General features: G+C 64.6%; 29 protein-coding genes. 12 read left to right on the forward strand and 17 right to left on the reverse strand.

The window, feature by feature from the left end; translation table 11 throughout:
* Positions 1–53 precede the first annotated feature (53 nt).
* The 8 genes from CH256_RS14640 to CH256_RS14675 all read right to left on the reverse strand — a co-directional run bounded on the left by CH256_RS14640 (position 54) and on the right by CH256_RS14675 (position 6,805).
* Positions 54–494 (reverse strand): LGFP repeat-containing protein, encoded by a 441-nt coding sequence (locus CH256_RS14640; RefSeq protein WP_094640966.1) that lies wholly within the window; start codon positions 492–494, stop codon positions 54–56.
* A gap of 89 nt (positions 495–583) precedes the next feature.
* A complete protein-coding gene (locus CH256_RS14645) occupies positions 584–2,233 on the reverse strand; it encodes a hypothetical protein (RefSeq protein WP_094640965.1) in 1,650 nt (549 codons plus the stop codon).
* A 3-nt stretch (positions 2,234–2,236) separates the two neighbouring features.
* Positions 2,237–2,869 (reverse strand): SipW-dependent-type signal peptide-containing protein, encoded by a 633-nt coding sequence (locus CH256_RS14650; RefSeq protein WP_094640964.1) that lies wholly within the window; start codon positions 2,867–2,869, stop codon positions 2,237–2,239.
* A complete protein-coding gene (locus tag CH256_RS14655; protein ID WP_094640963.1) occupies positions 2,869–3,378 on the reverse strand; it encodes a hypothetical protein in 510 nt (169 codons plus the stop codon). Before CH256_RS14655 ends, CH256_RS14650 begins: the two co-directional genes overlap by 1 nt.
* Positions 3,375–3,974: a signal peptidase I gene (locus CH256_RS14660; RefSeq protein ID WP_094640962.1), complete on the reverse strand. Its 600-nt coding sequence runs from the start codon at positions 3,972–3,974 to the stop codon at positions 3,375–3,377. The genes CH256_RS14655 and CH256_RS14660 overlap by 4 nt, the downstream gene beginning before the upstream one ends.
* Positions 3,971–4,531, reverse strand: a complete 561-nt coding sequence (locus CH256_RS14665) for a hypothetical protein (RefSeq protein ID WP_094640961.1) — start codon at positions 4,529–4,531, stop codon at positions 3,971–3,973. The genes CH256_RS14660 and CH256_RS14665 overlap by 4 nt, the downstream gene beginning before the upstream one ends.
* Positions 4,532–4,540: 9 nt before the next feature.
* The gene (locus CH256_RS14670; protein WP_094640960.1) at positions 4,541–5,089 is read right to left on the reverse strand and encodes an alternate-type signal peptide domain-containing protein; all 549 of its coding nucleotides are present in this window, start codon (positions 5,087–5,089) and stop codon (positions 4,541–4,543) included.
* A gap of 426 nt (positions 5,090–5,515) precedes the next feature.
* Positions 5,516–6,805: an adenylosuccinate synthase gene (locus CH256_RS14675; RefSeq protein ID WP_094640959.1), complete on the reverse strand. Its 1,290-nt coding sequence runs from the start codon at positions 6,803–6,805 to the stop codon at positions 5,516–5,518.
* Positions 6,806–7,007: 202 nt separating this feature from the next.
* Here CH256_RS14675 and CH256_RS14680 point away from each other — a divergent pair, with 202 nt between their 5' ends.
* The 3 genes from CH256_RS14680 (at position 7,008) to CH256_RS14690 (ending at position 9,041) form a co-directional block, all read left to right on the forward strand.
* Positions 7,008–7,673, forward strand: coding sequence for a hypothetical protein (locus CH256_RS14680; RefSeq protein ID WP_068053919.1), 666 nt, complete (start codon positions 7,008–7,010; stop codon positions 7,671–7,673).
* Positions 7,670–8,443, forward strand: coding sequence for a site-2 protease family protein (locus tag CH256_RS14685; protein ID WP_094640958.1), 774 nt, complete (start codon positions 7,670–7,672; stop codon positions 8,441–8,443). The genes CH256_RS14680 and CH256_RS14685 overlap by 4 nt, the downstream gene beginning before the upstream one ends.
* Before the next feature lie 130 nt (positions 8,444–8,573).
* Positions 8,574–9,041 (forward strand): pyridoxamine 5'-phosphate oxidase family protein, encoded by a 468-nt coding sequence (locus CH256_RS14690; protein ID WP_068053912.1) that lies wholly within the window; start codon positions 8,574–8,576, stop codon positions 9,039–9,041.
* Here CH256_RS14690 and CH256_RS14695 read toward each other — a convergent pair.
* The 3 genes from CH256_RS14695 to CH256_RS14705 form a co-directional block, all read right to left on the reverse strand.
* On the reverse strand, positions 9,031–9,960 hold the full coding sequence (locus CH256_RS14695; protein WP_094640957.1) for a cation diffusion facilitator family transporter: 930 nt from the start codon (positions 9,958–9,960) through the stop codon (positions 9,031–9,033). The two genes, CH256_RS14690 and CH256_RS14695, sit on opposite strands and share 11 nt — an antisense overlap.
* A gap of 79 nt (positions 9,961–10,039) precedes the next feature.
* Positions 10,040–11,134, reverse strand: coding sequence for an FUSC family protein (locus CH256_RS14700; protein ID WP_094640956.1), 1,095 nt, complete (start codon positions 11,132–11,134; stop codon positions 10,040–10,042).
* 37 nt (positions 11,135–11,171) lie between these two features.
* Positions 11,172–11,588 (reverse strand): DUF3151 domain-containing protein, encoded by a 417-nt coding sequence (locus CH256_RS14705; protein ID WP_068053907.1) that lies wholly within the window; start codon positions 11,586–11,588, stop codon positions 11,172–11,174.
* A gap of 150 nt (positions 11,589–11,738) precedes the next feature.
* Here CH256_RS14705 and CH256_RS14710 point away from each other — a divergent pair, with 150 nt between their 5' ends.
* Positions 11,739–12,530 carry an Rv0361 family membrane protein gene (locus tag CH256_RS14710; protein WP_255183035.1) on the forward strand — a complete coding sequence of 264 codons (792 nt, stop codon included), beginning with the start codon at positions 11,739–11,741 and terminating at the stop codon, positions 12,528–12,530.
* A gap of 99 nt (positions 12,531–12,629) precedes the next feature.
* On the opposite strand, the gene fbaA is transcribed toward CH256_RS14710, so the two are convergent.
* On the reverse strand, positions 12,630–13,670 hold the full coding sequence (fbaA, locus tag CH256_RS14715) for a class II fructose-bisphosphate aldolase (RefSeq protein WP_068053901.1): 1,041 nt from the start codon (positions 13,668–13,670) through the stop codon (positions 12,630–12,632).
* Between the two features lie 176 nt (positions 13,671–13,846).
* Here fbaA and CH256_RS14720 point away from each other — a divergent pair, with 176 nt between their 5' ends.
* Both CH256_RS14720 and CH256_RS14725 read left to right on the forward strand, forming a co-directional pair.
* The gene (locus CH256_RS14720) at positions 13,847–14,587 is read left to right on the forward strand and encodes a VTT domain-containing protein (RefSeq protein ID WP_373454826.1); all 741 of its coding nucleotides are present in this window, start codon (positions 13,847–13,849) and stop codon (positions 14,585–14,587) included.
* A 28-nt stretch (positions 14,588–14,615) separates the two neighbouring features.
* The gene (locus CH256_RS14725) at positions 14,616–15,311 is read left to right on the forward strand and encodes a DedA family protein (protein ID WP_068053945.1); all 696 of its coding nucleotides are present in this window, start codon (positions 14,616–14,618) and stop codon (positions 15,309–15,311) included.
* Between the two features lie 4 nt (positions 15,312–15,315).
* On the opposite strand, the gene CH256_RS14730 is transcribed toward CH256_RS14725, so the two are convergent.
* The 4 genes from CH256_RS14730 to CH256_RS14750 all read right to left on the reverse strand — a co-directional run bounded on the left by CH256_RS14730 (position 15,316) and on the right by CH256_RS14750 (position 18,748).
* A complete protein-coding gene (locus CH256_RS14730) occupies positions 15,316–16,452 on the reverse strand; it encodes a glycoside hydrolase family 76 protein (RefSeq protein ID WP_094640954.1) in 1,137 nt (378 codons plus the stop codon).
* Positions 16,453–16,538: 86 nt separating this feature from the next.
* On the reverse strand, positions 16,539–17,219 hold the full coding sequence (locus CH256_RS14735; protein ID WP_094640953.1) for a TrmH family RNA methyltransferase: 681 nt from the start codon (positions 17,217–17,219) through the stop codon (positions 16,539–16,541).
* On the reverse strand, positions 17,216–17,821 hold the full coding sequence (locus tag CH256_RS14740; protein WP_176460420.1) for a DUF6636 domain-containing protein: 606 nt from the start codon (positions 17,819–17,821) through the stop codon (positions 17,216–17,218). Before CH256_RS14740 ends, CH256_RS14735 begins: the two co-directional genes overlap by 4 nt.
* A 138-nt stretch (positions 17,822–17,959) precedes the next feature.
* Complete coding sequence (locus CH256_RS14750; protein WP_068053942.1) at positions 17,960–18,748, reverse strand: SDR family oxidoreductase; 789 nt, start codon at positions 18,746–18,748, stop codon at positions 17,960–17,962.
* Positions 18,749–18,837: 89 nt separating this feature from the next.
* Here CH256_RS14750 and CH256_RS14755 point away from each other — a divergent pair, with 89 nt between their 5' ends.
* A complete protein-coding gene (locus CH256_RS14755) occupies positions 18,838–19,290 on the forward strand; it encodes a hypothetical protein (protein WP_094640950.1) in 453 nt (150 codons plus the stop codon).
* Here CH256_RS14755 and CH256_RS14760 read toward each other — a convergent pair.
* Positions 19,261–19,896 (reverse strand): lysoplasmalogenase family protein, encoded by a 636-nt coding sequence (locus CH256_RS14760; protein WP_094640949.1) that lies wholly within the window; start codon positions 19,894–19,896, stop codon positions 19,261–19,263. The two genes, CH256_RS14755 and CH256_RS14760, sit on opposite strands and share 30 nt — an antisense overlap.
* A 132-nt stretch (positions 19,897–20,028) precedes the next feature.
* On the opposite strand from CH256_RS14760, the gene CH256_RS14765 reads away from it, so the two are divergent.
* The 5 genes from CH256_RS14765 (at position 20,029) to CH256_RS14785 (ending at position 25,085) form a co-directional block, all read left to right on the forward strand.
* Positions 20,029–20,625, forward strand: coding sequence for an Rv1733c family protein (locus CH256_RS14765; protein WP_143536580.1), 597 nt, complete (start codon positions 20,029–20,031; stop codon positions 20,623–20,625).
* Positions 20,626–20,697: 72 nt separating this feature from the next.
* A complete protein-coding gene (locus CH256_RS14770) occupies positions 20,698–21,159 on the forward strand; it encodes a MarR family winged helix-turn-helix transcriptional regulator (protein ID WP_094669937.1) in 462 nt (153 codons plus the stop codon).
* Positions 21,156–22,382, forward strand: coding sequence for an MFS transporter (locus CH256_RS14775; protein WP_068053880.1), 1,227 nt, complete (start codon positions 21,156–21,158; stop codon positions 22,380–22,382). Before CH256_RS14770 ends, CH256_RS14775 begins: the two co-directional genes overlap by 4 nt.
* A 275-nt stretch (positions 22,383–22,657) precedes the next feature.
* Positions 22,658–24,490 carry a hypothetical protein gene (locus tag CH256_RS14780; protein ID WP_068053877.1) on the forward strand — a complete coding sequence of 611 codons (1,833 nt, stop codon included), beginning with the start codon at positions 22,658–22,660 and terminating at the stop codon, positions 24,488–24,490.
* Positions 24,477–25,085 carry a class F sortase gene (locus CH256_RS14785; protein WP_094669938.1) on the forward strand — a complete coding sequence of 203 codons (609 nt, stop codon included), beginning with the start codon at positions 24,477–24,479 and terminating at the stop codon, positions 25,083–25,085. Before CH256_RS14780 ends, CH256_RS14785 begins: the two co-directional genes overlap by 14 nt.
* Positions 25,086–25,092 lie beyond the last annotated feature (7 nt).

The following is a 25,092-nucleotide window of genomic DNA, read 5'->3' on the forward strand; positions in this document are numbered from 1 at the left end:
GATGAAACTACTCGACCGAATAAATCGCCCGAAACAGGGAGCAAGAACGGGTTTCAGGCAGAAATGCCGAATGCCGGGATAGGTTCATCGACCGCGGACACCAACACGGCTTCCGGTCCCGGACTGACATCGGATTCCTCGCTCCGACCGCCGATGGTGAATGCACCTACATCCGGCAACCACCCGATAGCTCCGCGCTGAAACAAGTTGTAGCGACCGGATCCGGTAGGCGTCGGACGCTCGTTGCTGATCGGATAGCCAAGTGCGCCATAGGGTCCCCCGTGGCCGAGATACCAGTCGAGGATCGGGCCGTGCACTTCGTGCGCGCCACCTTCGGGGAGAGCGAACACGGTCGCATGGGTGAATTCGAGCATTCCCCCACCCTCGGGGCCGAGCATGAATTCACCGGCCTGAGCGCCGATCCAAGGATGTTCGTATGCGAAGCGATCGAATTGGTAGCTGAAAACTTCCAACCCATTGTAATTTTCAGTCATTACTCGACCTTTCGTCGCCCGACCTGGCGACAATTATCCACGTCGAACAGCGGCGGCGCCTGACGAATAAGACATATATGTGAAATGGGCTAGTTCAGGAGCTCGAGAATATCGGCCGGAACGAGATCCGTCGCCGTCGGATCTATCACCGTTCGAGACCACGAACCGCCGCTGCTGTCGAGACGAACCAACTGATCGGGACCGAGCAGCCACAGCTGGTCTCCCGCCGACCAGTTCACGCCATAGCCGTATGCCTCACTGGACGTGGCGGGAGCGCTGTACTGGACTGCTCCGATGGCGTCGACGATCTGCAACGTCGGAACGCCGTCGATGTCGACGACCTGGGCAGTCGACGCACCCGACGGCGAGGTCACCGGGGCCGACAGAACCGCGGGAGCAGGCGGAGTGGTTGTGGTCGGCGGTGGGACGGTCGTTGTTGTCGTTGTCGGCGGGACGGTTGTCGTTGTTGCCGGAACTTCGACCGGCGGCGGAGCCGGGGACTCCTCGGTGAGCGACGGATCCGTCGTTGTTGGGGCCGGTGCGAGTGTCGACTCCGGAACGATAGACGTCACCGTCGGCGCGGGTTCGGTGGTCTCGGGCTCTACTGCCAAGGGGGCACTGCGAGCAGAGATGCCGGCGGCTACCGCGGAGCCGCACCGAACGCTGGGAAGGAGATTCAACGTAGACGTCGTCGATGCCATGTCCAACGTAAAGCCGGCACTCGGCGCGGACAGCCTGGTGCCGGACACTGTCTGCACTGTGAAGAGCCACGTTCCCGTCCTCGTGCCCAACAAGAGCCCGTTGGAAATGTCGACGGAAGTGCCCGACACGTTCTCGGTCCGATCAGCTTGCCCGTTCTGCGTCACCCTGGTGATCGTCCACCTGTACGTGAAACCTGTACCGGCGGACGCCCACGACATGGTGACGTAATTACCGATCACATTTATCAGGCCGCTGCGATTGTTGCAGTCTACCGATTGTGGCACCGGAAGAGGCAACGCCGTGGTGATGGTGCCGCTGAGGGCCGTCGCCGTATCTTGTCCCGCAGCAAGGGTTGTCGGAGTGTTCGAGGCACCGATACCCACGGCCGAGATGGTCGCCAACGTGAGCACCACCCCGAGGGTCGACGGCCCACGTCCGTGGGCACTGTGCCGCCCACTGCGCGATTCCTGCAGTCGATCGTCGTCGGGCTTCGCAGTGGACTCTGCATCGGACTCCACGCTGGGCCTACGAAAACCGAACGCAGTCATGAGAAGTGCGCCGACGGCGATGCCACCGATGAACACTGCGACCGGGCCGCTGAGCCAGCTGACCGCGTAACCGAGTTTCCCGACGCTGAAGAACACGCGATCGGCCTCTGACACCACGTAACTCTCGGCATCGGGCTCAGCGTTCGCGTCACCCTGAAGGAACAGCTGCGCGCTATCGGTTCCGACGGCCCCGATCTCGACCACGCGGTGGGTGATTCCCGCCCCCGACGCGTTGGTGACCTTGACGATGTCGCCGACTTCGATGTCCGCGACCGGAGTCGTCTTGCTCAGCGCCAGAGCGCCGGTGTCGATGGCGGGGGCCATGGACCCAGAACGGAAGACCAAGGGGGTGATACCGAAGAACACGGCCGCGAGCGCAAACAGCACACAGACGAGCCCGGCAACAGCGCCGACGGTCAAAGCAATTTCGCGAAACAGGCGCGGGCGAGATCGGGTGCGGTCAGCGGAGGCGGCGTGGGTAGCGGACATGATCTACGTCGAAGTCGCGGTGATGGTGTACGTGATGGTGCCGGTGGCAACGGGATTGGGCTGAGCTGTCCCGGCCGGCATGGTCACGCTGATGCACAATTGGTCGGTCTGCCCAGCGATAACGGCCTCTGTCGGCCGCGCAATCAGTGACCGATTGAGACCGGGGAAGACCTTCGATGTTCCGAGTCCCGTCACCGTGCTGATCGGGCTTCCACTACACACGCCGGACACAGGCGGGCCGGAGTGCACCGAAGAGTTGAGAAGATTACCGAGAGTGGCATTGCTGGCCAGAACAGAAATGGTGTAGGAATTGGCGACCGAACCGACGTCGTTGGTCACCAGAAGCCCGGCCGCGACGGTATCCCCCGGCCAGATCGCAGGATTGGCCAGCGTCGTGGTGAACGCCGGCGGGTTGTTGTCGATGGCAGGACTTCCGACCTTGATGTCCAGCCGACCCGTTGTGAACACACCCGACGTCGCGGTCGCCGTATCCGACCATGCGGCAAGGGTTCCCACGGCACCGAGGCCGAGGACAACACCGATCGACATGATGGCTCGGGCGCGCGCGCTGATGAGCGCAAAGCCCATTCGGCGGAGGACCGACCTTTCACCGGCGGTGCCACTGTGACGCGACATCAGGGCTGCGCCCCTTCCGTATCCGTCCGCGCGCCCGAGAATTCCGGGCACTCGGCGTTGTTGCTGTTGTCCCACTGCACGATCAGATCGATTCGTGCGATGGAGGTTCGAGTGTCGCTTCCGGCTGAATCGGCCATCGAGACCTCCGCGTCGACGCGCTTCTTCTCCCCGGCCTCGAGGTCGATCCACGCGCACGATTCGGCCAACTCGCCGCCGCCGATGGAGACGCTCAGGGCTCGAAGGAACGCCGGGTTGTCGCTGTCGAAGGTCAGCCAGAGACGTCCGTCCCGATCGGTGTCGTTGAACACGTGGAACTGCGATTCACGCGAGTCGCCGGGAACCCACCGAATATCGTTGTCGAAGAATGCACTTCGAAGAGTCGACGCCCACTCCCTCCCGTCGTCGCTGTACTTGATCGTTTGCGCTCGGGTGGATCCGGCACCGAGGAACAACACGACTGCGACGCCGGCGAAGACGGCCGTGCAGGCGACAAAAGTACTGTGCCTCAATCCGACTCCTCCTTTCGGCTGCGGTAGCGATCGACACCTGCCCCGACGAACATGAACAGTGCATACCCGGCCAAGCCGATGACGATGACAGTCACTGTGATCTTTCGCTGTTCACCGTTGAGCCAATTGTTGACGTAGCCCATGTACGGCACCGAGTACCAGACTTTTCCGCGAATCTGCCCGATCTGCACCGGGTTCTCGTCGTCGGATCCGTTGTTGTCCCCGCGAGTGACATAGGTGGTGATACCCCGTCCGCTCTGCCGGGTCGCCACGATGCGGTGAGTCACCACTTCGGGCTCGCCCGAACGGATTTGGTAGGTGATCGGCGTGCCTACCTCGAGCTCGGCTGCGTCGGCGGGCTTGACCACCACCAGGCTTCCCGGTGGGTACGTCGGCTTCATCGAGCTGGTGAGAATCGTGTACGGCGTCGAACCGGTGACTTTCGGAATGACGACGGTCACCCCGAGGACGAACAACATCGCCGCCAGAAGCGTGTACGACGCGATCCGGCTCACCCACCACCAGACACCGGTCCGGTTCTCCTCGGATACGTCCGTGACGGTTTCGATCACGTCCGTGTCGTCGTCGGCATTCACGTCTGGTCCGCCCTGAACGAGAACGTCACCGTCGACGACGCGCTCTGCGGTGGAGTGGAACCGACGGCGAGCCGAAAGCACCACACTTCGCGAGCACCTGCGGCCAACAGTCTTGCTGCCGGTGGCACCGGAGCTTGCGCACCACTGGCATTTCCGGTGTACAACTGCGTCGTCGGACCCGTCGGCGTACCTGCGGCCGGGCAATTCTCCTCGGCCGCAACAGTTGTCGCAGTCAAGACAAGGGGGACCGTTCCCGTCGCGGTCGTTCCCTGCAGCCGAAAGTTGAACGGTACGTTGCCGGAGTTCCGAATCGACAGCGGTGCCTGCGAGAAACCGTTCGGTCCGAGGTCTGCCGCGCCGAGTGCAGTGAGAACGTAATCGTTCACTTCTGCTCCGTTCGGGCCGACCTTGATGTCCAAGGTGCCGGAGTTGATGGTCCCGCCTGCAACGATCTGCTCGTCACGCCACAGCGCGCCCGTCGACTGTGCTGATCCGAAGACCACCACCGCGACGGACGCGGCTGCGAGCGCCCAATAACGACCGTGCTTGTTCGTCACTGCTACCGGTCAGGGACGAACCTGGTCGAGCGTGAGGGTGATGTCAGCGAGGCTGACGCTCTCATCTTGCGCGATGAGTCCGCCGGTATCGATATCGAACGGGATCGTGACAGCGACAGTGATGAGAGTTGGCGATGTAGCCCCGAGCGGCAGGCTCACCGGATCGCCGTTCGGCACGTTCGGGCCACCGTTGACTGACACCGTTGCACCGGCCAAAGCCGCTTCAAGCTCGGCATCACCCGTAACGTCGGCGAAGTCGGCGGTGATGCTTGCAAGAAGATTGTTTCCAGCCCAGGTGACGTTGTAGTCGGTCGTGTATTCAAGCACGTCGCCCGGCACGATGAGGAAGCCAGAGGGGTCGGTTCCGATTACCGTCCCGGACGTCGTCTCTGTCCAGTTCGCAGTATTTGCGACCGGATCGAAATAGAGTTCGCCGGAGTTGATCTCGCCTCCGGTCACCGTTTCGGTGTCCTGCCACAGCGCATAGGAGCCCAAACCGCCGAGCAGCAGTACAGCTGCCGCCCCCGCGGCTATGGCGCCTTTGGTTGCCTTGTTCATTCGTTGTCGCTTTCTTCGGTGGCCCTGTTCGTGAGGCCGGAGGGGGAGGTGACCCGGATGTGGGGCGGTCGGCCATCCGAAGAGGCCTCCGCAACTGGTGCGATGCCCATTGTTTCGGAACGACCTCCTAGGCCGTTACCCAAGTGAAGGTAAAAGTCCGAGGGAATGTTCGGCCGCATTTTTCATACTTTTGGTTTACACATGATCTCGCCATGTAAAGCTACTCGAATTACGAAAACTGCCACCTTGCGGCGGATCACCCCAGGTCGCGCGTCCGATTACAGCGGACGAAACGATTTCGTCCTCATTTTTGCTACCCGCTCCGCTGTTTCTGCCCGATGTGCGGAGTCGACAATCGACGGCGCATCCGGGCACGAAAAAGCCCCGAGGCATTACGCCTCGGGGCCTGAATTTCGCAGTGGTTGCCTACCGCAGAATGTCGCGGCGAACGATGGTTTCGTCGCGACCCGGCCCGACTCCGATGCACGACATGTACGCACCCGAGAGCTCTTCGAGACGCAGCACGTAGTTCTGTGCGTTGATCGGCAGTTCCTCGAACGTGCGGGCACCGGAGATGTCTTCCCACCAACCGGGCATCTCTTCGTAGATCGGCTTGGCGTGATGGAAACCGGTCTGCGTCATCGGCATTTCGTCGTGCCGGACGCCGTCGACGTCGTACGCGACACAGATGGGCACCGTGTCCAGGCTGGAGAGCACGTCGAGCTTGGTCAGGAAGTAATCGGTGATGCCGTTGACGCGGGTGGCGTATCGCGCGATGACGGCGTCGAACCAGCCGGTGCGTCGAGCACGCCCGGTGGTGACGCCCACCTCGCCGCCCTGCTTGGCCAAGTACTCACCGTAATTGTCGAACAACTCCGTCGGGAACGGTCCCGAGCCGACACGCGTCGTGTACGCCTTCAGGATGCCGAGGACGGTCCCGATCTTGTTGGGGCCGATGCCGGAACCGACCGATGCGCCGCCCGCAGTCGGGTTCGAGGACGTGACGTAAGGATAGGTGCCGTGGTCGACGTCGAGCAGGGTGCCCTGCGACCCCTCGAGCAAGATGGTCTCGCCGCGCTCGAGTGCGAGGTTCAGCTGCAACCTGGTGTCGGTGATGCGGTGCTTGAAGCCCTCGGCCTGCTCGAGCACCTCGTCGACCACCTGCTGTGAGTCCAGCGCCCGCCGGTTGTAGATCTTCGAGAGCACCTGGTTCTTGAATTCCAGTGCGGCCTCGACCTTTTGGGTCAGGATCTTCTCGTCCAGCACATCGGCTGCGCGGACGCCGACGCGAGCGATCTTGTCCTGATAGCAGGGCCCGATACCGCGGCCGGTGGTTCCGATCTTCTTGGCACCGAGGAAGCGTTCGGTCACCTTGTCGATGGCGACGTGGTACGGCATGATCAGGTGCGCATCGGCACTGAGCAGCAGGTTCGTGGTATCGACGTCACGCTTCTCGAGGCCTTCGAGCTCGGTGAGCAGCACACCCGGGTCCACGACGACGCCGTTGCCGATGACGTTCTTCACGCCGGGCGTGAGAATTCCCGACGGGATCAGGTGCAACGCGAACTTGTCGCCGTTCGGAAGGACGACGGTGTGACCGGCGTTGTTGCCGCCCTGGTAGCGAACGACCCACTGAAGGCGTTCGCCGAACAGGTCGGTGGCTTTGCCTTTGCCCTCGTCGCCCCACTGGGCGCCGATCAGGACTATCGCCGGCATGTGCTCTCCTACGTTGCTTTCGTGCGAGGACGCGCTGCAAATACTGCTCGATCGAACGCAGCCGTCACCATTTGCCGCAGGCGCGACAGTGGCCGGGGGAACAGTCTAGCCGAGGCGGTGAGCTGGCCCGCATGCCGCTACGGTGGAGCCGAAACGAGGGCACTATGGTCGTTCGAGGGTTCGACGAAGATCTAGGAGCGCCGTGACACCGTTCGTTCTGCACTGCGGAAATCCGCCGTTGCCGATCACGCTGACCGACGTCCCACTGCGCACCGCCGATGCAGTACCGACAGACGACGACTGCAGCGCGATCTTCTCCGACATCGAATCCGCACCGGCCCCCCGCATCATCGTCCTGGGCAGCGACGCGTCCCTGGCAGCCGTACTGACCCGATTGATGCGCACCGATCGTCTGCACGTCGAAGTCGCGTTCGTACCGGAGACCGCAACCGACGCCGCCCACATCTACAAGCTCGGAACCGGATCCCGTGCCGCAAAGGTGGCACTGACGGGCAAGGCGTCGAGCACACCCCTCATTCGCGACGACGCAGGCAAGGCCGTTGTCGGTCGGGCGCTCCTCGGCGGTGCCGGCGGCGCGGAACTCGAGGGCGAGGCGTACGTCGACGACACTCGGTTGTTCTCCGGAGTCGTACCCGGCGTCGAGGTGGCACCGACCCCGGAACTGCCGGGGCTGCGCGCGCGAGTGATCAGCCGTCGACGATTTCTGCCTCGCCGCTGGGTGAGCGGACGGGCGATGCAGCTCGGCTCCCCCGCCGCAGACCTGATGCGCGACGGCATCGCCGGCGACAGAACGGTGAAGCGGTCTACGTTCTATCGTCACCACGAAGAGTGGCTACTGGTCCGATGACCGTTCCGCTGCACCGCAGTCCCGTTCTGCCGAGCCCGGTGTTCGTTGCCGTTCTCGCAATCGCGGGAGTGGGCGGCGCACTCGCGTGGACGGCCGAGGACGTCACGTCGTTCACCGCGCGCCTCGGAGTGTTCGTTCTGGTATTGGCCGGCTGGATCGCCTCGGTGTGCCTGCACGAATTCGGTCACGCATTCACCGCATTCCGCGCCGGCGACCGAGAGGTCGAACTCCGCGGCTATCTGACGCTCAACCCGCTGAAGTACACTCACCCGCTGCTCTCGATCGTCCTGCCGGTGGTGTTCATCGCGATCGGCGGAATCGGACTTCCGGGCGGGGCCGTGTACCTGCGGACCGGCCAGTTCTCGGCGTCCACGCAGCGGCGCATCGCCCTCGCCGGCCCCTTCGCCAATGCCGTTGTCGCCGTGGCACTCCTGATCGTCATTCGCAGTTTCGGTACCGACGGCACTCATCAGGCCTTCTGGTACGGGCTCAGCTTCCTGGCGTTCCTGCAGATCATGGCCACGATCCTGAACCTGATTCCGGTACCCGGACTCGACGGCTACGCCGCACTCGAGCCCTCGCTCTCGCCCGCCACCCGTGCATCGCTGAACCAGTTCAAGGGCTACGGAATCCTCGTTCTCGTCGCGTTGCTGTTCGTGCCAGCAGTCAACTCCGTGTTCTTCGGTGCGATCTACACCCTGTTCGGGCTGTCCGGTGTTCCCGAGTTCTTCGCAGGCAACGGCAACTACCTGATGCGATTCTGGCTGTGACGGCTGGTTCATCCAGGAGCAGCGGGCAGAAGTGCACAGTATCGAGCGCGATCGACGGTGTTGCGTCGATGCAGGCAGGTTCTGTGCAGACTTTCCCGAGTGTGTCGGTGGTCGGTCGCATAATTTCCCCATGACGACGTGGAACGACTTCTCGACGGCAGCACCGAGCCTGGCATCGGCGGTGCGCGCCAGATTCACCGCCCACAAGCACCATGTACTCGCGACGCTCCGGGTGGACGGCTCACCGCGCGTCAGCGGAACCGAGGTCGAGTTCGACGACAGCGGCGTACTGCGTCTCGGCTCGATGCTCGGTGCCGTCAAAGCTCGAGATCTGCAGCGCGACGGACGGTTCGCGCTGCACAGCAATCCGGGTCACCATTCGATGGAGGGCGGGGACGCGAAGATCGGCGGGCGTGCCGTCGAAATCACCGATCCTGCTGTGCTGCAACCGATATTCGACGCCGCGCCGGGCGAGCTGGTGCCCTATCACGTGTTCGATCTCGACATCACCGAGGTCGTACTGACCTCGCTGGTGGACGATCACATGCAGATCGACGTGTGGCGTCCCGGCTCCGACGTACACACCGTCACCAGGTGAGCTCTTCCTTGCAGGTTCGGCCGTGCGCGGCGGGTTCGACCTGCACCGTGGCGTGGTCGAGGCCGTAGCCGGACAGCAGCGACTTGGCACGATCGAGCACCATCGACGACGACCCCTCGCACTCGAGGTGCACCGTGGCCACATCCATTCCGGTGGTGAGCGTCCACACGTGCAGGTCGTGCACCCCCGTCACGCCCGGTAGCGCACTCAGGTCGCCGGTCAGCGCGTCGACGTCGACATTTGCCGGGCTCGCCTGGGTGAGGATGCGCAGCGCCGACCCGGCGAGCTTGATCGCACGCGGAATGACCCACAGCGAGATCAGGACGCCGACGACGATGTCCGCCCACGTCCACCCGAACACGACCATCAGCACGCCGGCCACGAGCACGCCGACACTACCGACCGCATCGGCCAGAACCTCCATGTACGCACCGCGGACGGCCAGGGAATCCTTGGCGTCGCCGCGAATGAGCAGCATCACGACAATGTTGGCCGCGAGACCGGCCGTCGCGGTGAGAATCAGTGGTACGCCGGGGATTTCAGGAGCGTCGCCGATGCGTGAAATCGCCTCGTACATGATGAATGCCGCAACACCGAGCAACAGAACCGCATTTGCGATGGCGGTCAACACCTCTGCCCGATGCCAGCCGAATGTTCTTGCCGCTGCGGCACTTCCCTTGCGAGCGAGCATCAACGCAATCAGACCCATCGACATGCCGAGCACATCGGTGAGCATGTGGCCGGCGTCGGCAAGCAGGCCGAGCGACCCGATAGCCAAGGCGACGGTTGCCTCGACGACGAGGAACACCACCAGGATCGCCAGCGCAACGACCATCTTGCGCACCCGAGACCTGGGCGGCCCCGCACCTGCAGGCGAGTGACCGCCCACGCCGTGGCTGTGCCCGTGACCCGCGCCCATGACTCCCCCTGGTGACCGATGTCGACTTCCGGAAGTCACCATATGCGTACATACGCATATATGCAATGGTGTGCTCGGGTCACAACTCCGGCGGGACGTGCGGATGGTCCACCGTCGGCGGAAGTGTCGCCAAGGCAGAAATACGCTTGAGCCCGGCGACCTGCAGCAGGTCGACGATGATCGATCGCAACTGCGCCAACACCACCGTCGCCGACAGACCGGCGTTCGAGATCAACTCCGGCTTGGCACCGGCCGCAACCGACCTCAACACTCGCGCCGCTTCTGCCGCGTCGGGCTTCTGTCCCGGATCGGCGAGGATCATCTGCCGCAACACCTCCACCGCATGCGCCAACTTCTCCACCTCGTCGACGACACGCGGATCGAGAATCTCGTCGTCGCGCACCAACGTCAGCGACCGGCGCGCGAGCACCCGAATATTGCGGACGGCGTTGTCGATGGGATCGGCCGTAGCCGCGAGCGCCGCAAGACGATTGCGGTGATTCCAGTACATCGGAGAAATTCGCGCGATCTCCCGGCCGCCCTTGAGGTCGGTCCGCAGAGCATCGATACCGGACTGCGTCGCACGCGCCTTGCGCAACGCCTCCTCGATCGGCTTGGGATCGTTCGCCACCAAACCGTCGGCCACCTTCTGCAACACACTCGCAGCCGTCGCCAACACGCTCGCCGCATCCTTACGGGCCCGCCACACCGGATGCGTCGGGATCAACGCCACGATCGCGATGCCCACCAGGCCGCCGACCAACGCGTCGACCATGCGGTTGGGGCCACCCATGTTGCCGGGTGGAATGAGTGTCGCGACCAGCACGGCGGACGATCCGGCCTGCATCGCGATGATCGGGCCGCCGTCGAGGAACACCGCAGCCGACATCGCCAACACCACGACAAGAGCGATCTGCCACGGACCGCTGCCGATCAGTGAGATCAGCAGATCTCCGATGCCGATGCCCACCGTCACTCCGACGACGAGCTCGGCCGATCGGCGCACCCGCGCACCGAGCGAGACGCCCAGTGAGACTACAGCGGCGATCGGCGCGAAGAACGGGCTCTCGTGACCGACGATGTCCGTCGCGACGAACCACGCCACACCTGCCGCCAACGCGCACTGAATGATGGGCAGCAGCGACAACTTCAGCCGAGCGCTGCCCGATTTCACTCGGGTTCGGCCGCGCACCCGGCTGGCGCGGGCCCGGTCAGCCCAGGCCGAGCGCTTCTGCTGCCTTGGGGTCACAGTCTTCGAGGAGGTCGAGGCAGCGGGCGTACTCGTCGTGCTCGTTGATGTCGCGGGCCGCTTTGGCGAGGACTGCGACGCATCGGAGGAATCCTCGGTTGGGCTCATGGCTGTACGGGACCGGCCCGAATCCCTTCCATCCGTTACGACGCAACTGGTCCAGACCTCGGTGGTAACCGGTACGAGCATAGGCGTACGCCGTGATGGTGGCACCGGACTCGAGGGCGGCCTCGGCCAGGTAGGCCCACGCGATGGACGCCGTCGGATGCGCCGCCGCGACGGCCTCGGGCGCTTCGTGGTTCAGCAGCGCGGATTCGGCCTCGTCGTCTCCGGGCAACAGTGTGGGTTGGGGTCCGAGCAGATCACCGAAAGAAGTCATGGCGCTCATTGTGCCCTTACGTCACCGAATCGTGTCCGAACACCCCCGGTGGCGCTCGCGGCGAGCGGCACACCCGGTCGATAGGCTGCCAGCTGACGAAATCGAGAACCTCCGAGTTCTCGGATGAATTCGGTGAACGAGGGAGAACGCATGCCGGACGAGAAGAAGAAGGCGCCCTCCGAGGCCGACGCAGCCACCGAGAAGATCGACCTGGGCAAGAAGAAGCAGATCGACGAGCCCGCCGACCCTCCGACCGAGAAGATCGCCACCGCCCCAGCCGAGGAACCGGCAGCAGCGGAATCGAAGCCGGTCGCGAAGCCGACTGCAGCCCCGCGTCGTATCCCGCCGCGAAACTCGTCCGGCGCGCCGGCGAAAGATGTTGCAGCAGAGAAGAAATCGCCAGCCGCCGTGCCGCAGCCGGTCGGGCCGAGGAAGATCGAGCCGCGGCAACCGAGACCGAAGCAGGTCGGTCCCCAGCGCGTCGGACCCCCGCCGACCGAACCCGGCAAACCGAGTCGGAAGAAGTGGTGGGCGGCGCTGGTGGCTGTAGTTGTCGTGGTCGCGGCAGTCGCCGCCGGTGCGTATCTTCTGATCGACCGCACGAGCGTCGACGACTCCCCGGAGGCCCGGATCAGAACGACCGTCGAGTCGTTCACCCGCGCATTGGCCGACGGCGACCTCGCCACGCTGCGCAGTACCTCGTGCGGTGACCTCGCGACGTTCTACCGAGACATCCCGGACGCGGAATTCACCGATGTCCACCGCGTCTCGGCCGAGCAGGGCAACATCCCGACCCTCGACAGCATCGACGCCATCCAGGTCGGCGACGACACCACCGCGATCGCCCAGGTCATCGCGCACACCGAGGCCAATCCGAACGATCGATCGCCGCGCACCTTCGACCTGCGCCTCGAGGGCGATCAGTGGAAGGTGTGCAGCTGACGCTGCATGTGCGCGGCGGAGCCTGCGGGTCGTTCCGCAGGCTCCACTCCTACCTCGTGGCCTGATACGAGTTTCCGCGCACGTGCGGGCTTGCCCGCTCTAGCCGGCACTCACGCTGCGTCCGGCGGACTTGAGGTCGTTGCAGGCCTCGACGACGCGGGCGGTCATGCCGGCCTCTGCCTTCTTGAGGTAGCTGCGCGGGTCGTAGGCCTTCTTGTTGCCGACCTCGCCGTCGACCTTCAGAACGCCGTCGTAGTTGGAGAAGAAGTGTCCGGCGATGGGACGGCTGAACGCGTACTGGGTGTCGGTGTCAACGTTCATCTTCACCACGCCGTACTCGAGAGCCTCTTCGATCTCGCTCTTCGCCGATCCAGATCCGCCGTGGAAGACGAAGTCGAACGGCTTGGAACCCGATGCCAGGCCCAGCTTCTCCGACGCGACCTTCTGGCCGTCCGCCAGCACCGACGGCTTGAGCTTGACGTTGCCCGGCTTGTAGACGCCGTGCACGTTGCCGAACGTCGCCGCCAGCAGGTAGCGCGAGCCCGCGTCGCCTGCGCCGAGGGCCTCGACGGTCTTGAGGAAGTCCTCGTTGGAGGTGTAGAGCTTGTCGTTGATCTCCGCCTCGACGCCGTCTTCCTCGCCGCCGACGACACCGATCTCGACCTCGAGAATGATGTTCGCTGCCGCCGCGCGGGCGAGCAGGTCCTTGGCGATCTCGAGGTTCTCGTCGATCGGGATGGCCGAGCCGTCCCACATGTGCGACTGGAACAGCGGGTTCTTGCCTGCGTCGACGCGCTCCTGCGAGATCGCGATGAGCGGCCGAACGTAGGTGTCCAGCTTGTCCTTGGGGCAGTGGTCGGTGTGCAGAGCGATGGTGACGTCGTACTTGGCGGCGATCACGTGCGCGAACTCGGCGAGCGCCACAGCGCCGACGACCATGTCCTTGATGCCCAGTCCCGAGCCGAACTCGGCTCCACCGGTCGAGAACTGAATGATGCCGTCGCTACCCGCGTCGGCGAAGCCCTTGATGGCGGCGTTGATGGACTCGGAACCCACACAGTTGATTGCCGGAAAGGCGAACTTGTGTTCCTTCGCCCGGCCCAGCATCTCGGCGTAGACCTCGGGAGTTGCGATAGGCACGGCGTCATTCCTCCATTGAAAAGTTCGGTTGTGTCCTGTGCAGTATGGCAACCTCCGGGCCCGGTGTCGTGCGTACCCACATCGCTGAGGTCATTACGCGGGAGATCGAACAGGGCAGCGTGTTCACAGCCGGGCGACACCAACTACTGAGGGACTTCCCGGTTCAGGCCGGTAGTGTGGGCGCGGTGAGTCTTCTAGCTACCTCGGAATCGGTGACGACCAATCTGGCGTTGTTACCTGGATTTCTCGACCCCGTGAACCTGCTCAACTCCTTCGGTCACTGGGTGCTGATCGGGCTGCTGCTGGTTGTGTTCATCGAGTCCGGGCTGCTCTTTCCGCTGCTCCCAGGCGATTCTCTCCTCTTCACGGCCGGGTTGATCGCAGCGTCGAAGTCCACCGAGATCGAGCCGTTCGCGTCCATCTGGACTCTGGTGATCCTGATTCCGATTGCGGCAATCCTCGGTGATCAGGTCGGCTATCTGATCGGCACGAAGGGCGGCGCAGCCCTCTTCAAGAGCAACGATTCGCGCTTCTTCAAGAAGAAGTACATCGACGAATCGCACATATTCTTCGAGAAGCACGGTCCGATCACCATCATCCTGGCGCGCTTCGTGCCGATCGTGCGTACGTTCGCACCGGTCGTCGCGGGTGCGTCGCACATGAAGTACTCACTGTTTCTCACCTACAACGTCGTCGGCGGCGTGCTCTGGGGCGCGGGTGTGACCACCCTCGGTTACCTGCTCGGGCAGATCGCGTTCATCCGCGACCACGTCGACATCATCTTCCTGATCATCGTCGCCGTCTCCGTACTGCCCATCGTCATCGAGGTCGGCAAGCGCATGATCAAGGCCCGCAAGACTCCGCTCGGGGAGGCCACCGACATGATCGAGGCAGACGCCCCGGACACCAAGTCCTGATCGAGATCTTCCGAAAGTGATCGAGTCCATGTCGTCGATTACCACTGCGCTTCCGACCGTCTCCGTTCAGGCCGTCGGCAGTTTCGGTCCGCTGGAGACAGCAGGCCCCCTCGTCGTGTGGATCATCGTCATGACTTTCGTGTTCATCGAATGCGCGGTGATCATCGGATTGTTCCTGCCGGGAGATTCGATGCTGATCACGGCAGGAATCGTGATGGCGACCCACGCGTCGGGCACCGGTCACATCTGGGCGCTGTCGCTCGGTGCGATGGTCGCCGCCATCGCCGGCAATCAGGTGGGGTACTCGATCGGTCACCGCACGGGTTCGACGCTGGTGGCCCGCAAGAACGGTAAATACCTCAACACCAAGAATCTGCACAAGGTCAATCTCCTGCTCGAGAAGCACGGATTCTGGGCGGTGCTGGTCGCGCGATGGATCCCCTGGGTGCGCACCCTGTGTCCGCTCGTCGCCGGTGCCGCGAAGATGGATCACCGCAAGTACACGATCGCCAGCACGCTCGGTGCCATCATCTGGGCTCCGGTGCTGTTGCTGATCGGGTTCTACTTCGGCTCGTTCATCGACGGAATCCCGTGGCTGATGCCCGCCGTCCTCATCGGCATGGTCGTGCTGCTGGTCGTCGGAACCGGACTCGGCATCTGGCAGTACCGCAAGGAAATGGCACGCCCCGAAGAGACCATCGAGGTCGAAGAGGTCGTGGAGTAGCGACTCAGAAACCTGCAGCTGCGACGCGGTATGCGGCTTCCATGAGCATCCATCCGCCCAGTTGGACCGACAGGTCTCGCTCGGGTACGTCGGACGGTCGGACCGTTCCTTCGGTGAAGCTGGCGATGTGCAGACCTTGTCCAGGGAATCGGGCTTCGCGGGTCCAGTCGGCTCCGAACAGCGGGTTGTCTTCCACTTCGAGGCGGTTCTCCCACGCTGCTTCGGCCGAGTTCAGCACGATCGCAGCTGCGAGTTCGCGAGCCCGGTCGTCGGCGTCGGAGTCCCCGGGCAGCTTCACCGCGACCATCGCCAGGTACCGCGCGAGGATCGGGTTGAACAGGCCGCCGTCTCCCCCACCGCCGCCGGTGATGACGAGGTTGCGGGTCAGGTGGTTGTCGACTGCGTCGACCAGAGCGTGGACTCGCTGCGCGTGCCTGGGTTCGCCGAGCCGAACTGCGAGTTCGGTCTCGAGGCCCAACGTGACGCCCTGGCAGTAGCTGTACACGGCGCGTTCCATCTCACCGGGTTTGCCGGCGTCGACGAGTGCGCGAGTGGAATGCATTCCGTCGAGAATCAGCCCCGTGCGCTCGTCCCTGAGGGTGTGGTCCATCCAGTCGGCCATCTCCTGGGCACGCCACAGCCGACCGGTGCGCGCCAACAAGATCGCGGCCGGACCGTTGGCGGGTGCGTTGTAGAAGTCGGACTTCTTGCGCCACGGAATGCCGCCGCCCTCGGCCGGAGCCCAGGCGTCGAACAATTCCATCTCGATCTGCTGGATGCCACCGCGATTGCCGACGAAGTGCTTCCGCTGCGCCCGTTCGAGCGCCAACCCGAGCCACGCCATGTCGTCGTAGTAGTTGTTGGTCCACCCGCTGACGTTGCGGGTTCGGTGCGCTCGGGTGATCTTGTTCAGTCGCCGACGGCGCTTGGGGGTGAGGTCGCGATCTGCGGCGTCGACCGCGCAGTCGAGCAGGTGGGCCTGCCACCAGTAGTGCCAGCGCAGGAACATCCGTTCCTTCCGGACCGGTGGCCAGGCGACGACTCCCAATGTCGTGCCCGGTAGCCCCCAGAGCCGACGCATGTGCCGCGCGACGACGGCCCCCTCCGCGGCGTCCGCACGCTGCGACCACAACTCCTGCATACCTGCAATCCTGCCACTACCGTTGCAGATTCGTTACATCCCGCCCCGGAAACCGCCCCGAAACCGTTCCGGAACCCGCTGTGGTGTCACCACGCAGTATCGATGTCGGCATGCCGCCGAATCCACGAGTGCATGGCAATTCCCGCGGCAACCCCGGCATTGATACTGCGGGTGGAACCGAACTGGGCGATCGATACTGTCATCGACGCCGATGCGCGGGCAGTGTCGGTGACGCCCGGTCCCTCTTGTCCGAAGAGCAGCAGGCAGTCGCGCGGCAACTCCGCCGTCTCGATCGGTACCGACCCCGGGGTGTTGTCGACGGCCACGACGACGAGGCCTTGCTCCGCGGCGAACGCCATCAGCGCTTCCACCGTGTCGTGGTGGTGGATGTGCTGGTAGCGGTCGGTGACCATGGCACCGCGGCGGTTCCACCGACGTCGCCCGACAATGTGCACCGCCTGGGCGGCGAAGGCGTTCGCAGTGCGCACCACCGTCCCGATGTTGGCGTCGTTGGTGAAGTTCTCGATGGCGACGTGCAGCGAATGCCGTCGGGTGTCGATATCGGCGACGATGGCCTCGCGCCGCCAGTAGCGGTAGGCGTCGACGACGTTGCGGCGGTCACCGTCTGCGAGCAGTTCCGGGTCCAACCGTGGGTCGTCGGGTGGTGGTTCGGCGTGGGTGTCGGACCACGGTCCGACGCCGTTGGGGTTCTCGCCCCACTCGGTGGGGCCGGCGTCGTCCGACGGAGGAGTGCTGTCGCTGCTCAATAGATTTCGTTGCTGTCCGGTGCGATGCGGAATCCGTGTCCGGTCGCATCGTCGACGCACGAGATGCCGTTCTCGGCGGACGTGCAGGTGAATCCGTTCTCGGCGATGGTCGCCCCGACCGCGAGCGGTGGATCGATCGTTTCCCCACCCGAGGTGTAGACCACGCCGCCGGAGCACATGAAGGCAGCCGGCCCTTGATTGGTGACTCGAATACCGTTGCCCCAGTTGATCATGCAGTCCTCCGGACGCGGCGGCACCGGAGTGGTGGTGCCCTGACACCCGGCCTCGGTGCGGTTCGACAGCGGCACGATTCCGCACTGGAACAGACCGTCGGGGGAACTGAAGTAGAACGCGCCGCCGATGGCGGCGTACGTCGTCTGCGGTTCTGCGGTGGGCGGCGGCTCGACCGGAGGCGGGGGCGGCGGGAGCGCTTCTTCCGTCGTCGTCACCGGTGCAGGAGTGGTGGTTGCCGTTGTCGTCGTCGGCGCGAGAGTGGTGGTCGACGGCTGCGGCGGAGGCTGGGCAGCGGACTCACTGCTGCAACCGGCGAGAACGAGCGCCGCGGCCCCGATTCCCACCGACAAGGCTCGTAACCGACCCATTCGCCTTGCCCTGCTCGAACGCAACCTACTCGAACCCCACGTACTCAGCATGAAGAAACCCCGACCCACCTTTCGACACCGATTGCTCGAAAGACCGACGATACCGGCGTCAGGGCCGGCATCGTTCGGCGACGAGTTCTAGGTGTGGCTCAGGCGCCGGTTGACCTCGCGGGTGAGCCACGCGGGCGAGAAGCGCGAGCCGAGCGAGAGCGCCTTGGACGGCAAGCCGACCGGGAAATGCACCTTGTGCAACCGGCGCTTGACGGGACGGGTCGCGTCGAAGATCGCGTCGGACACGTCTTTGACGGTGAGCCGGACACCCAACGAACTCGTGGTGCCCGTCGACACGCCCTGGGTCATCGCAGTCTGGACGAACAGCGGCCACATGGCCTTGACGGAGATGTCGTACTTGCTCCACTCGAGATCCAACGCCTCGGTGATGCCGCGTACCGCGAACTTGGTTGCGCCGTACGTCACCAACTCGGGCTGACCGTAGATGGCCGACGCCGAACACAGGTTGACGACCTGCGCGCCTGCCGTGTCCTTGAGGTACGGGAAAGCCGCGAGGGTGCCGTAGACGACCCCGTTGACGTTGATGTCGATCTGACGGCGGTGCACCGAAAGCGGCATGTCCTCGAAAGCGCCCGCGGCGAGGATTCCGGCGTTGTTGATCAGAATGTCGAGTCGACCGTCGCCCTCGGAGACGAACTCCTTCAACCGGGTTTCCCACTGGTCGGAGTTGGTTACATCCAAGATGCCGGTGACCACACGGCCGCTGAGCGAGGCAGCTTCCTTGCCGAGCGATGCCAAGCCGGTCTCGTCGATGTCGTAGGCACCGACGAGGTAGCCACTGGCGGCGAACTTGAGGGCCGTCGCGCGGCCGATACCGGCAGCTGCGCCTGAGATGAAGACAGTTGGTCGAGTCACATCGATCACCGTACATGTAACCCTACTTACCGGTAACCCCCTATCGTCGAATATCCAACGGCCGCTTTCGGCGGCGTAGGAGCACCGAAGTGAACAACGCGAGAATCGTGCGATCCGTCGTCGTCGTGACGATCGGCTACGCCCTTGTGCTGGCGATCTGGATCGGTTGGTTGAGGGACCGCACCCCACCGGGAACGCTTCCGTATCAGTTGGCAGCCCTGGTCGCCGGATTCGGCGCAGTTCTCGGACTGGCCATGCTGATCGCCGGACGCCCCACACGTGAGCAGAAGGAACTGATCGAACACGGCGTGGAGGGGTGGGCGACGGTCGATGCCATCCGCCGGATCGACGACGACACCGCCGAGTTGGATCTCGAATTCACCGTGCCGGGCTCGGGCAGCTACTTCGGCAAGATCGTCTACGACATCCCACGTTCGGACAGCTCACGATTCGAGCCGGGCACCGTCATCGCCGTTCGCGTCGACCCTGCCCACCGCGAGCGGGTACTGCTTCTACCTCGAAGCCAGGGCCTCGACGAGTAGGACCTGCGCCGCCACATAGGTCGAGAGGATGACCGCTTCCGCGGCGCGCCGCCGACGGTCCTCGGTCAGAAAGAGCCGTCTGAACACGATCAGCGCGTCGGAGACGGTGAACAGAAGACCGCCGATGATCAGCCTGCGATCGCCGCCGCGCGAGACCGAACGCGCAGACAGGGTCGACGTGGTCGCGAGCACCGCACCGTAGCCGGCCAGGGTCGACGCCACCGCGGGCTGCCGCCTGGCCAGAAGCGTCGATGCGACTGCCCATCCGGCGTATCGCGGAGCGGCGTCGAGCAGCGTCGGACGCGCACCCCGACGGAGCAGCAGATACGTATAACTGCCCTGCATCACCGCGAACGCACGCGCGCCCCATTCCAGAGCGGAATCGTCGTCGGGGTCGATCAACAGAACATCGCCGACCGTGGCCGCCGCAAGACCCGCCAGGAGCACCCGATCTCGCGCCGGATCGAGCCCGCTCGCCAGCGCCGGGACGATCAGAGGCTTGGCCATACGCTGCACGGGCATCGACCCCGCCGCCGCACCGACCACGGTCACCGCACCCGCCACCAGCGCGGCTGCACGAGCCCGCCGAACCCGACCGACAACCATCGCAGACCTCCACCGACAATCTCGTCACAGCGCAAGTCACATGTGACGCTGACCCCTATCGCTTGATACTCGCAGGTCGCGTCGCCATCGTGGAGAGGTCGGTCGGATCATATCGAGGTAGTGGGGACCATCATGCGCCGCAAACTCACCGGGCAGGACAGTTCGGGACGATCCGCCTTCGCCGGCAATCCCAACCCTTTGCTCCGCGACTGCGACGTTCGTCAGGCGCGCATCAAGCGCTGGGTGACCACACTGCTGATACTCATGGTTCCGGTGTCGCTGTGGATCGGTGCCACCGCCCACTCCGACCAACAGCAGCGACTCGAAGACCAGAAGAATTCGATTCACCAGGTCACCGCGACCACGACGGCCGTTGCGGAATCCGTGCCCGCCGTATCCACCGAGCTCGGCGCATCCGGCGCAGCCGCAACTGCCGTCGACTCACGCTGGGTCTACCGAGGCGTCGAGCACACCGGACGCGTCAGCGTCGACACCGGATCGCCTGCCGGGACCACCACGCAGATCTGGGTCGACAACAGCGGCGATCTGAGTATGCGCCCCCTGACCTCGTCGGATGTCGTCGCCGCATCCATTTTCAACGCCATCGGCAGCTGGGTGCTCGTGGCATCCGTTCTCATCGGCGCCTACCAACTGATGCGCTTCCGCTACGACGGTCGACGGGACGCCGAGTGGGACCGCGAGATCGCCGATCTGCTGCGGCAACACTGATCCGAGCTCGTCCATCTCCCTGGGCTCGAGCGCGCTTTGCGATAGATAGTTAGTGTATGTAACAATAAATCGGTGAGTCACTCCGACGAAGACATCCGAGATCTCCTCTCGCAGCTGGTCACCAGCTCGTCGCGCTTCGTCCGATTGGCCGCACGGTTCGGCAGCGACGAATGGCCGAGGGCGTGGATGCGGGCCCTGTCGTTGCTCGAGGAGTACCAGCCCCTGCGCATCAGCACCTTCGCAGAGCTGGACCGCTGTTCCCAACCCTCGGCAACGGCGCTGCTCGCCAAGTTGAGCAACGCCGATCTCGTCACCAGGCGACCCGACCCCGACGATTCGCGTGCCGTTCTCATCGAGATGACCGAGGCCGGCCACCGATGGCTCGCCGAAGGTCGACGCCACCTCGCCGACGGACTTCTGCCGTACCTGTCCGACCGCGACCCAGAACAGATCCAGAAACTGACCGACGGCTTGAGCGAGCTTCGCAGCATCCTCGAGCCCGTCGATCACGAAACGAGAGGAACTCTTTCGTGACCACCAGCACCTCAACCGACAGCCTGCTGAAGCAACCTCGCGCAGTATGGGCAGTTGCATTCGCCAGCGTCATCGCCTTCATGGGTATCGGTCTCGTGGACCCCATCCTCAAGCCCATCGGTGAACAGCTCGACGCCTCGCCGTCGCAGGTGTCACTGCTGTTCACCAGCTACATGCTCGTCACCGGCATCGCGATGCTGATCACCGGAGTGGTGTCGAGTCGCTTCGGCCCCAAGCGCACGCTGCTGGTGGGACTGGCGATCATCGTCGTCTTCGCAGCCTTGGCAGGCACGTCCGGATCGGTCGGCGAGATCATCGGATTCCGCGCAGGCTGGGGGCTGGGCAACGCCCTGTTCATCGCGACGGCGCTGTCGACCATCGTCGGTGCCGCATCGGGAGGTGTCGCTCGCGCGATCATCCTCTACGAGGCAGCACTCGGTATCGGTATCGCGACCGGCCCTCTCGTCGGTGGAGTTCTCGGCGGGTTCAGCTGGCGCGGACCGTTCTTCGGCGTCGCCGCACTGATGGCCGTCGCGTTCATCCTTCTCATCGTCATGCTCCCGGACACCCCGAAGCCCGCCCGCACCACGTCGATCCTCGATCCGTTTCGCGCGCTTCGTCACCGCGGTCTGCTCACTGTCGGCATCACCGCGCTGCTCTACAATTACGGATTCTTCACCCTTCTCGCCTACACCCCCTTCCCGTTGGACATGGGCACCTACTCCATCGGCTTCATCTTCTTCGGCTGGGGCCTGTGCCTGGCCGTGGCGTCGGTGTTCATCGCGCCGAAGCTGCAGCGGGCCTTCGGAACGCTGAACATGATGATGCTCGCGCTGCTGCTGTTCGCCGTCGACCTGGCCGTCATGGCGATGTTCACCGAGAACAAAATCGTCCTCATCGTGGGAACCGTCGTGGCCGGGTTGTTCCTCGGCGTCAACAACACGCTGATCACCGAGACCGTGATGATCTCGGCACCGGTCGAGCGTTCGACGGCATCGGCGGCCTACAGTTTCGTTCGCTTCACCGGCGGGGCCGCGGCTCCCTACCTGGCCGGCAAACTCGGCGAGTCGAACATGCACGTCCCGTTCTGGGTGGGTGCCGCCTGCACTGCTCTGGCCATCGTCGTGTTGGCAACCGGCCGGAAGGTGCTCGCTCACGTCGACGATCACGAACCCGCACCTCACAGCATCGACGAGGCCCGTGCGGTGACGGTCGGCGACTGAAATACGTTCGCCCGACGGGGTTTTCGCGGCGGTCGAGATGTACGCATCTCGACCGCCGTTTCATGTCGCAAATCTCTCTCGTCACATACGTCCCATCAGTAACACTTTCATAACCAATTCTCAGGTAAAGCCCTGAACGGTTCCCGAGACCGGCCGGTTGGTTTACGGTCACGTCAACACGGTTGTTCGTGTGACTCACCAACTACACCCGTTCCGCGTGGGAGGGCGGGTGCGTGCAGCACGATGCTGCCACTGACCGAAGGGCCACAATCTCCATGTCGCAGAAGTCGATCGCCAGGTCCAAGAAGGCGCGCCTCGCCGCTGCCGGGGCCGCCATGGCACTGTCCCTCTCCATCGCCGCACCGGGAATTGCCAGTGCGCAGGAGCAGACACCCGAAAGCTCCTCCGTCGAACAGCCCGCCACCGAAGAAGGCACCGAATCCGGCGCTCCCACCGCGGAAGAGGGCGCAACCGTCGAAGGATCGGCCACCGTCGACGGGCAGATCGAAGCGCCTGCTCCGGCCGTCACCCCTGAAGACGCCGCAGCTGCCGCCGCAGCGGCAGTGCCGGCCCCCGAGGTCCCGTCGGCCATCCGCCCACTGCCGCAGGTGACCGGTGGCGTCGTCTTCAACGACGACGGCACCGCGACGGTCAACCTGGACATCATCCCGCAGCTGTCCGACGCCGAGAAGCAGGCGATCGCCGACGCCGAGGCCGAGAGCAAGGCAGCGGTGGAAGCCACCACTGCCGCCCAGGTGCGGCTCGAGACCGCCAAGGCCGCCGAGGCCACCGCGAGCACCGACGCCACCAAGGCAGAGGTTGCCGCCGCCGAGGCCGACGTCAAGGCCAAGACGGCCGCCGCAGAGGCCAAGGCCGCTGTGGTCGCCAGCACGGCCGCCAGTGCTGCGGTCACCGCAGCCAAGAACGACGCTGCCGAGCTGAAGACCACCGCCGACGAGGCCAACGCTGCAGCGGACCAGGCCGCAGCCGACGCGACCGCAGCCGAGGAGCTTGCCGTCCAGCTCGAGGCCGCAGCGGTATCGGGCGATCCCGAGGCCACCGCAGAAGCCGAGGCAGCTCGCGCCGATGCGAACGCCAAGGCCGAACTGGCAGCAAGCGCCAAGGTCGAGGCAGATGCGTCGACCAAGGCCGTCGAGGATTCCGTCGCGGCACTGCAGGAGTCGTTCAAGAGTCTCAACCTCGCCAAGATCGCTGCGGCCACCAGGGCCGCAGCCGCGACCGCAGCGAAGTCGCTGGCACTGCACGTCGAAGCGCAGACGGCCGCTGCCGTGGCCGCGATGGCCGAGCAGAACGCTTTGAACCTCGAAGCTGCAGCCGAGGCCGCAGCAGGTGAGGAAACCGAATCCGAGAAGGCCGCAGCCGACGCCCGGACGGCAGCCGATGCTGCCAAGGCCGACGCCGAAGCCAAGGCCGACGCGGCCACCGCAGCTCAGGCTGCACTCGACGCCGCGCCGTCGGACGCCGATATCGCCGAGTTGGAGGCCGCGGCCGCCGACGCCGCACAGGCGGTGACCGATGCCAACGCAGCCGCCACGGCCGCCGACGCGGATCTGCAGCTCAAGACCGAGGCAGCCGCAGCAGCCAAGACCAAGGCCACCGAGGCCGCGACCGCGCTGAAGACCGCACAGGACGAAGCGACGGCAGCAAAGGCCAACTCCGACGAGAAGGCCAAAGCCGAAGCCGATCTGAAGGCCGCAGCCGCCGAATTGGCTGCCAGCGGACCGAAGTTCGAGTGGACGATCAATCTCGGAAACACCGTCCGCGAGGACGTTCCGGTCACCGAGGTCGACGAGAACACCGTCGTCGTCGACAAGACCGGAGTCTCCCTGGTGGGCGTCAAGAACGAGGACGGTTCGTTCACGGTCGCGGACTACTTCACCACCGACGAGAACGGTGTCGTCAGTGTTGCCGGCGATCTGCCGCCGGTCGATCTCGCTCTCGGCGACTCCTCCGACGAGGCGTCGGGCGCATCGGACAGCTCGTCGAACACCCCGGTGATTCTCGCCGGAGTCGGCGTGGTCGTCGTCGCGGCTGCAGGCGGAGCGTTCTACCTGCGTCGCCGCAGCTCCACCGATGCCACCTCGTAGTACCCGCTGGTTGTGGACGGCGACCCTGACCTTCGTTCTGCTCGTATCAGGTTGTGCGAGTGACGAAGTCGGTGTCGCCGCGCCGGATCGCTCGCCGGTGCAGTCACAGATCTCCGTGGCGGCACCGGCGAGCGATGTCGCTCCCGCTCAGCCGGAACACATCGAACTCAGGTCCTCGGACGGCACGACCTATCTGAGCAGCCCCATCCATCCCGATCCGCTCTACCGCGGCGGCGACAGTGGCCAGGTACTCAACCCGGTCGACGAGCTACCTGCATGGTGGGCCGAGAGCGGCATGCCGGGAACCTCGACCGAACAAACGGTAGTGGTTGCCGGACATAACTACTCGAAGCGTGACGCCCCGTTCAAGGCGTTGCGGGTAGTGACCCCGAGCGACACCGTCGTGTTGCGCACCCCGAGCGGCACCTTGCAGTACGCGGTCGAATCGGTCGGCCCTCTACCGAAGGGATCTCTGCTCGCGGACAACGAACTCCGACGCTCGGTACCGGGACGATTGATCCTCGCAAACTGCGACGTCCAGGGCGGCGAACCCACCGACGACAACTTCGTCGTCGTCGCGCAACTCGTTCGCTGACAAGCTC

The sequence above is a fragment of the Rhodococcus sp. 05-2254-6 genome (assembly GCF_002258565.1).
Classification (GTDB): domain Bacteria; phylum Actinomycetota; class Actinomycetes; order Mycobacteriales; family Mycobacteriaceae; genus Rhodococcoides.

What these genes read in the sequence shown, in the direction of transcription:
- CH256_RS14640 (WP_094640966.1), bottom strand. Translation starts at nt 494, where the DNA reads ATGACTGAAAATTACAATGGGTTGGAAGTTTTCAGCTACCAATTCGAT.
- CH256_RS14645 (WP_094640965.1), bottom strand. Translation starts at nt 2,233, where the DNA reads ATGTCCGCTACCCACGCCGCCTCCGCTGACCGCACCCGATCTCGCCCG.
- CH256_RS14650 (WP_094640964.1), bottom strand. Translation starts at nt 2,869, where the DNA reads ATGTCGCGTCACAGTGGCACCGCCGGTGAAAGGTCGGTCCTCCGCCGA.
- CH256_RS14670 (WP_094640960.1), bottom strand. Translation starts at nt 5,089, where the DNA reads ATGAACAAGGCAACCAAAGGCGCCATAGCCGCGGGGGCGGCAGCTGTA.
- CH256_RS14675 (WP_094640959.1), bottom strand. Translation starts at nt 6,805, where the DNA reads ATGCCGGCGATAGTCCTGATCGGCGCCCAGTGGGGCGACGAGGGCAAA.
- CH256_RS14685 (WP_094640958.1), top strand. Translation starts at nt 7,670, where the DNA reads ATGACCGTTCCGCTGCACCGCAGTCCCGTTCTGCCGAGCCCGGTGTTC.
- CH256_RS14690 (WP_068053912.1), top strand. Translation starts at nt 8,574, where the DNA reads ATGACGACGTGGAACGACTTCTCGACGGCAGCACCGAGCCTGGCATCG.
- CH256_RS14695 (WP_094640957.1), bottom strand. Translation starts at nt 9,960, where the DNA reads ATGGGCGCGGGTCACGGGCACAGCCACGGCGTGGGCGGTCACTCGCCT.
- CH256_RS14705 (WP_068053907.1), bottom strand. Translation starts at nt 11,588, where the DNA reads ATGACTTCTTTCGGTGATCTGCTCGGACCCCAACCCACACTGTTGCCC.
- CH256_RS14710 (WP_255183035.1), top strand. Translation starts at nt 11,739, where the DNA reads ATGCCGGACGAGAAGAAGAAGGCGCCCTCCGAGGCCGACGCAGCCACC.
- CH256_RS14725 (WP_068053945.1), top strand. Translation starts at nt 14,616, where the DNA reads ATGTCGTCGATTACCACTGCGCTTCCGACCGTCTCCGTTCAGGCCGTC.
- CH256_RS14730 (WP_094640954.1), bottom strand. Translation starts at nt 16,452, where the DNA reads ATGCAGGAGTTGTGGTCGCAGCGTGCGGACGCCGCGGAGGGGGCCGTC.
- CH256_RS14740 (WP_176460420.1), bottom strand. Translation starts at nt 17,821, where the DNA reads ATGGGTCGGTTACGAGCCTTGTCGGTGGGAATCGGGGCCGCGGCGCTC.
- CH256_RS14760 (WP_094640949.1), bottom strand. Translation starts at nt 19,896, where the DNA reads ATGGTTGTCGGTCGGGTTCGGCGGGCTCGTGCAGCCGCGCTGGTGGCG.
- CH256_RS14765 (WP_143536580.1), top strand. Translation starts at nt 20,029, where the DNA reads ATGCGCCGCAAACTCACCGGGCAGGACAGTTCGGGACGATCCGCCTTC.
- CH256_RS14780 (WP_068053877.1), top strand. Translation starts at nt 22,658, where the DNA reads ATGTCGCAGAAGTCGATCGCCAGGTCCAAGAAGGCGCGCCTCGCCGCT.
- CH256_RS14785 (WP_094669938.1), top strand. Translation starts at nt 24,477, where the DNA reads ATGCCACCTCGTAGTACCCGCTGGTTGTGGACGGCGACCCTGACCTTC.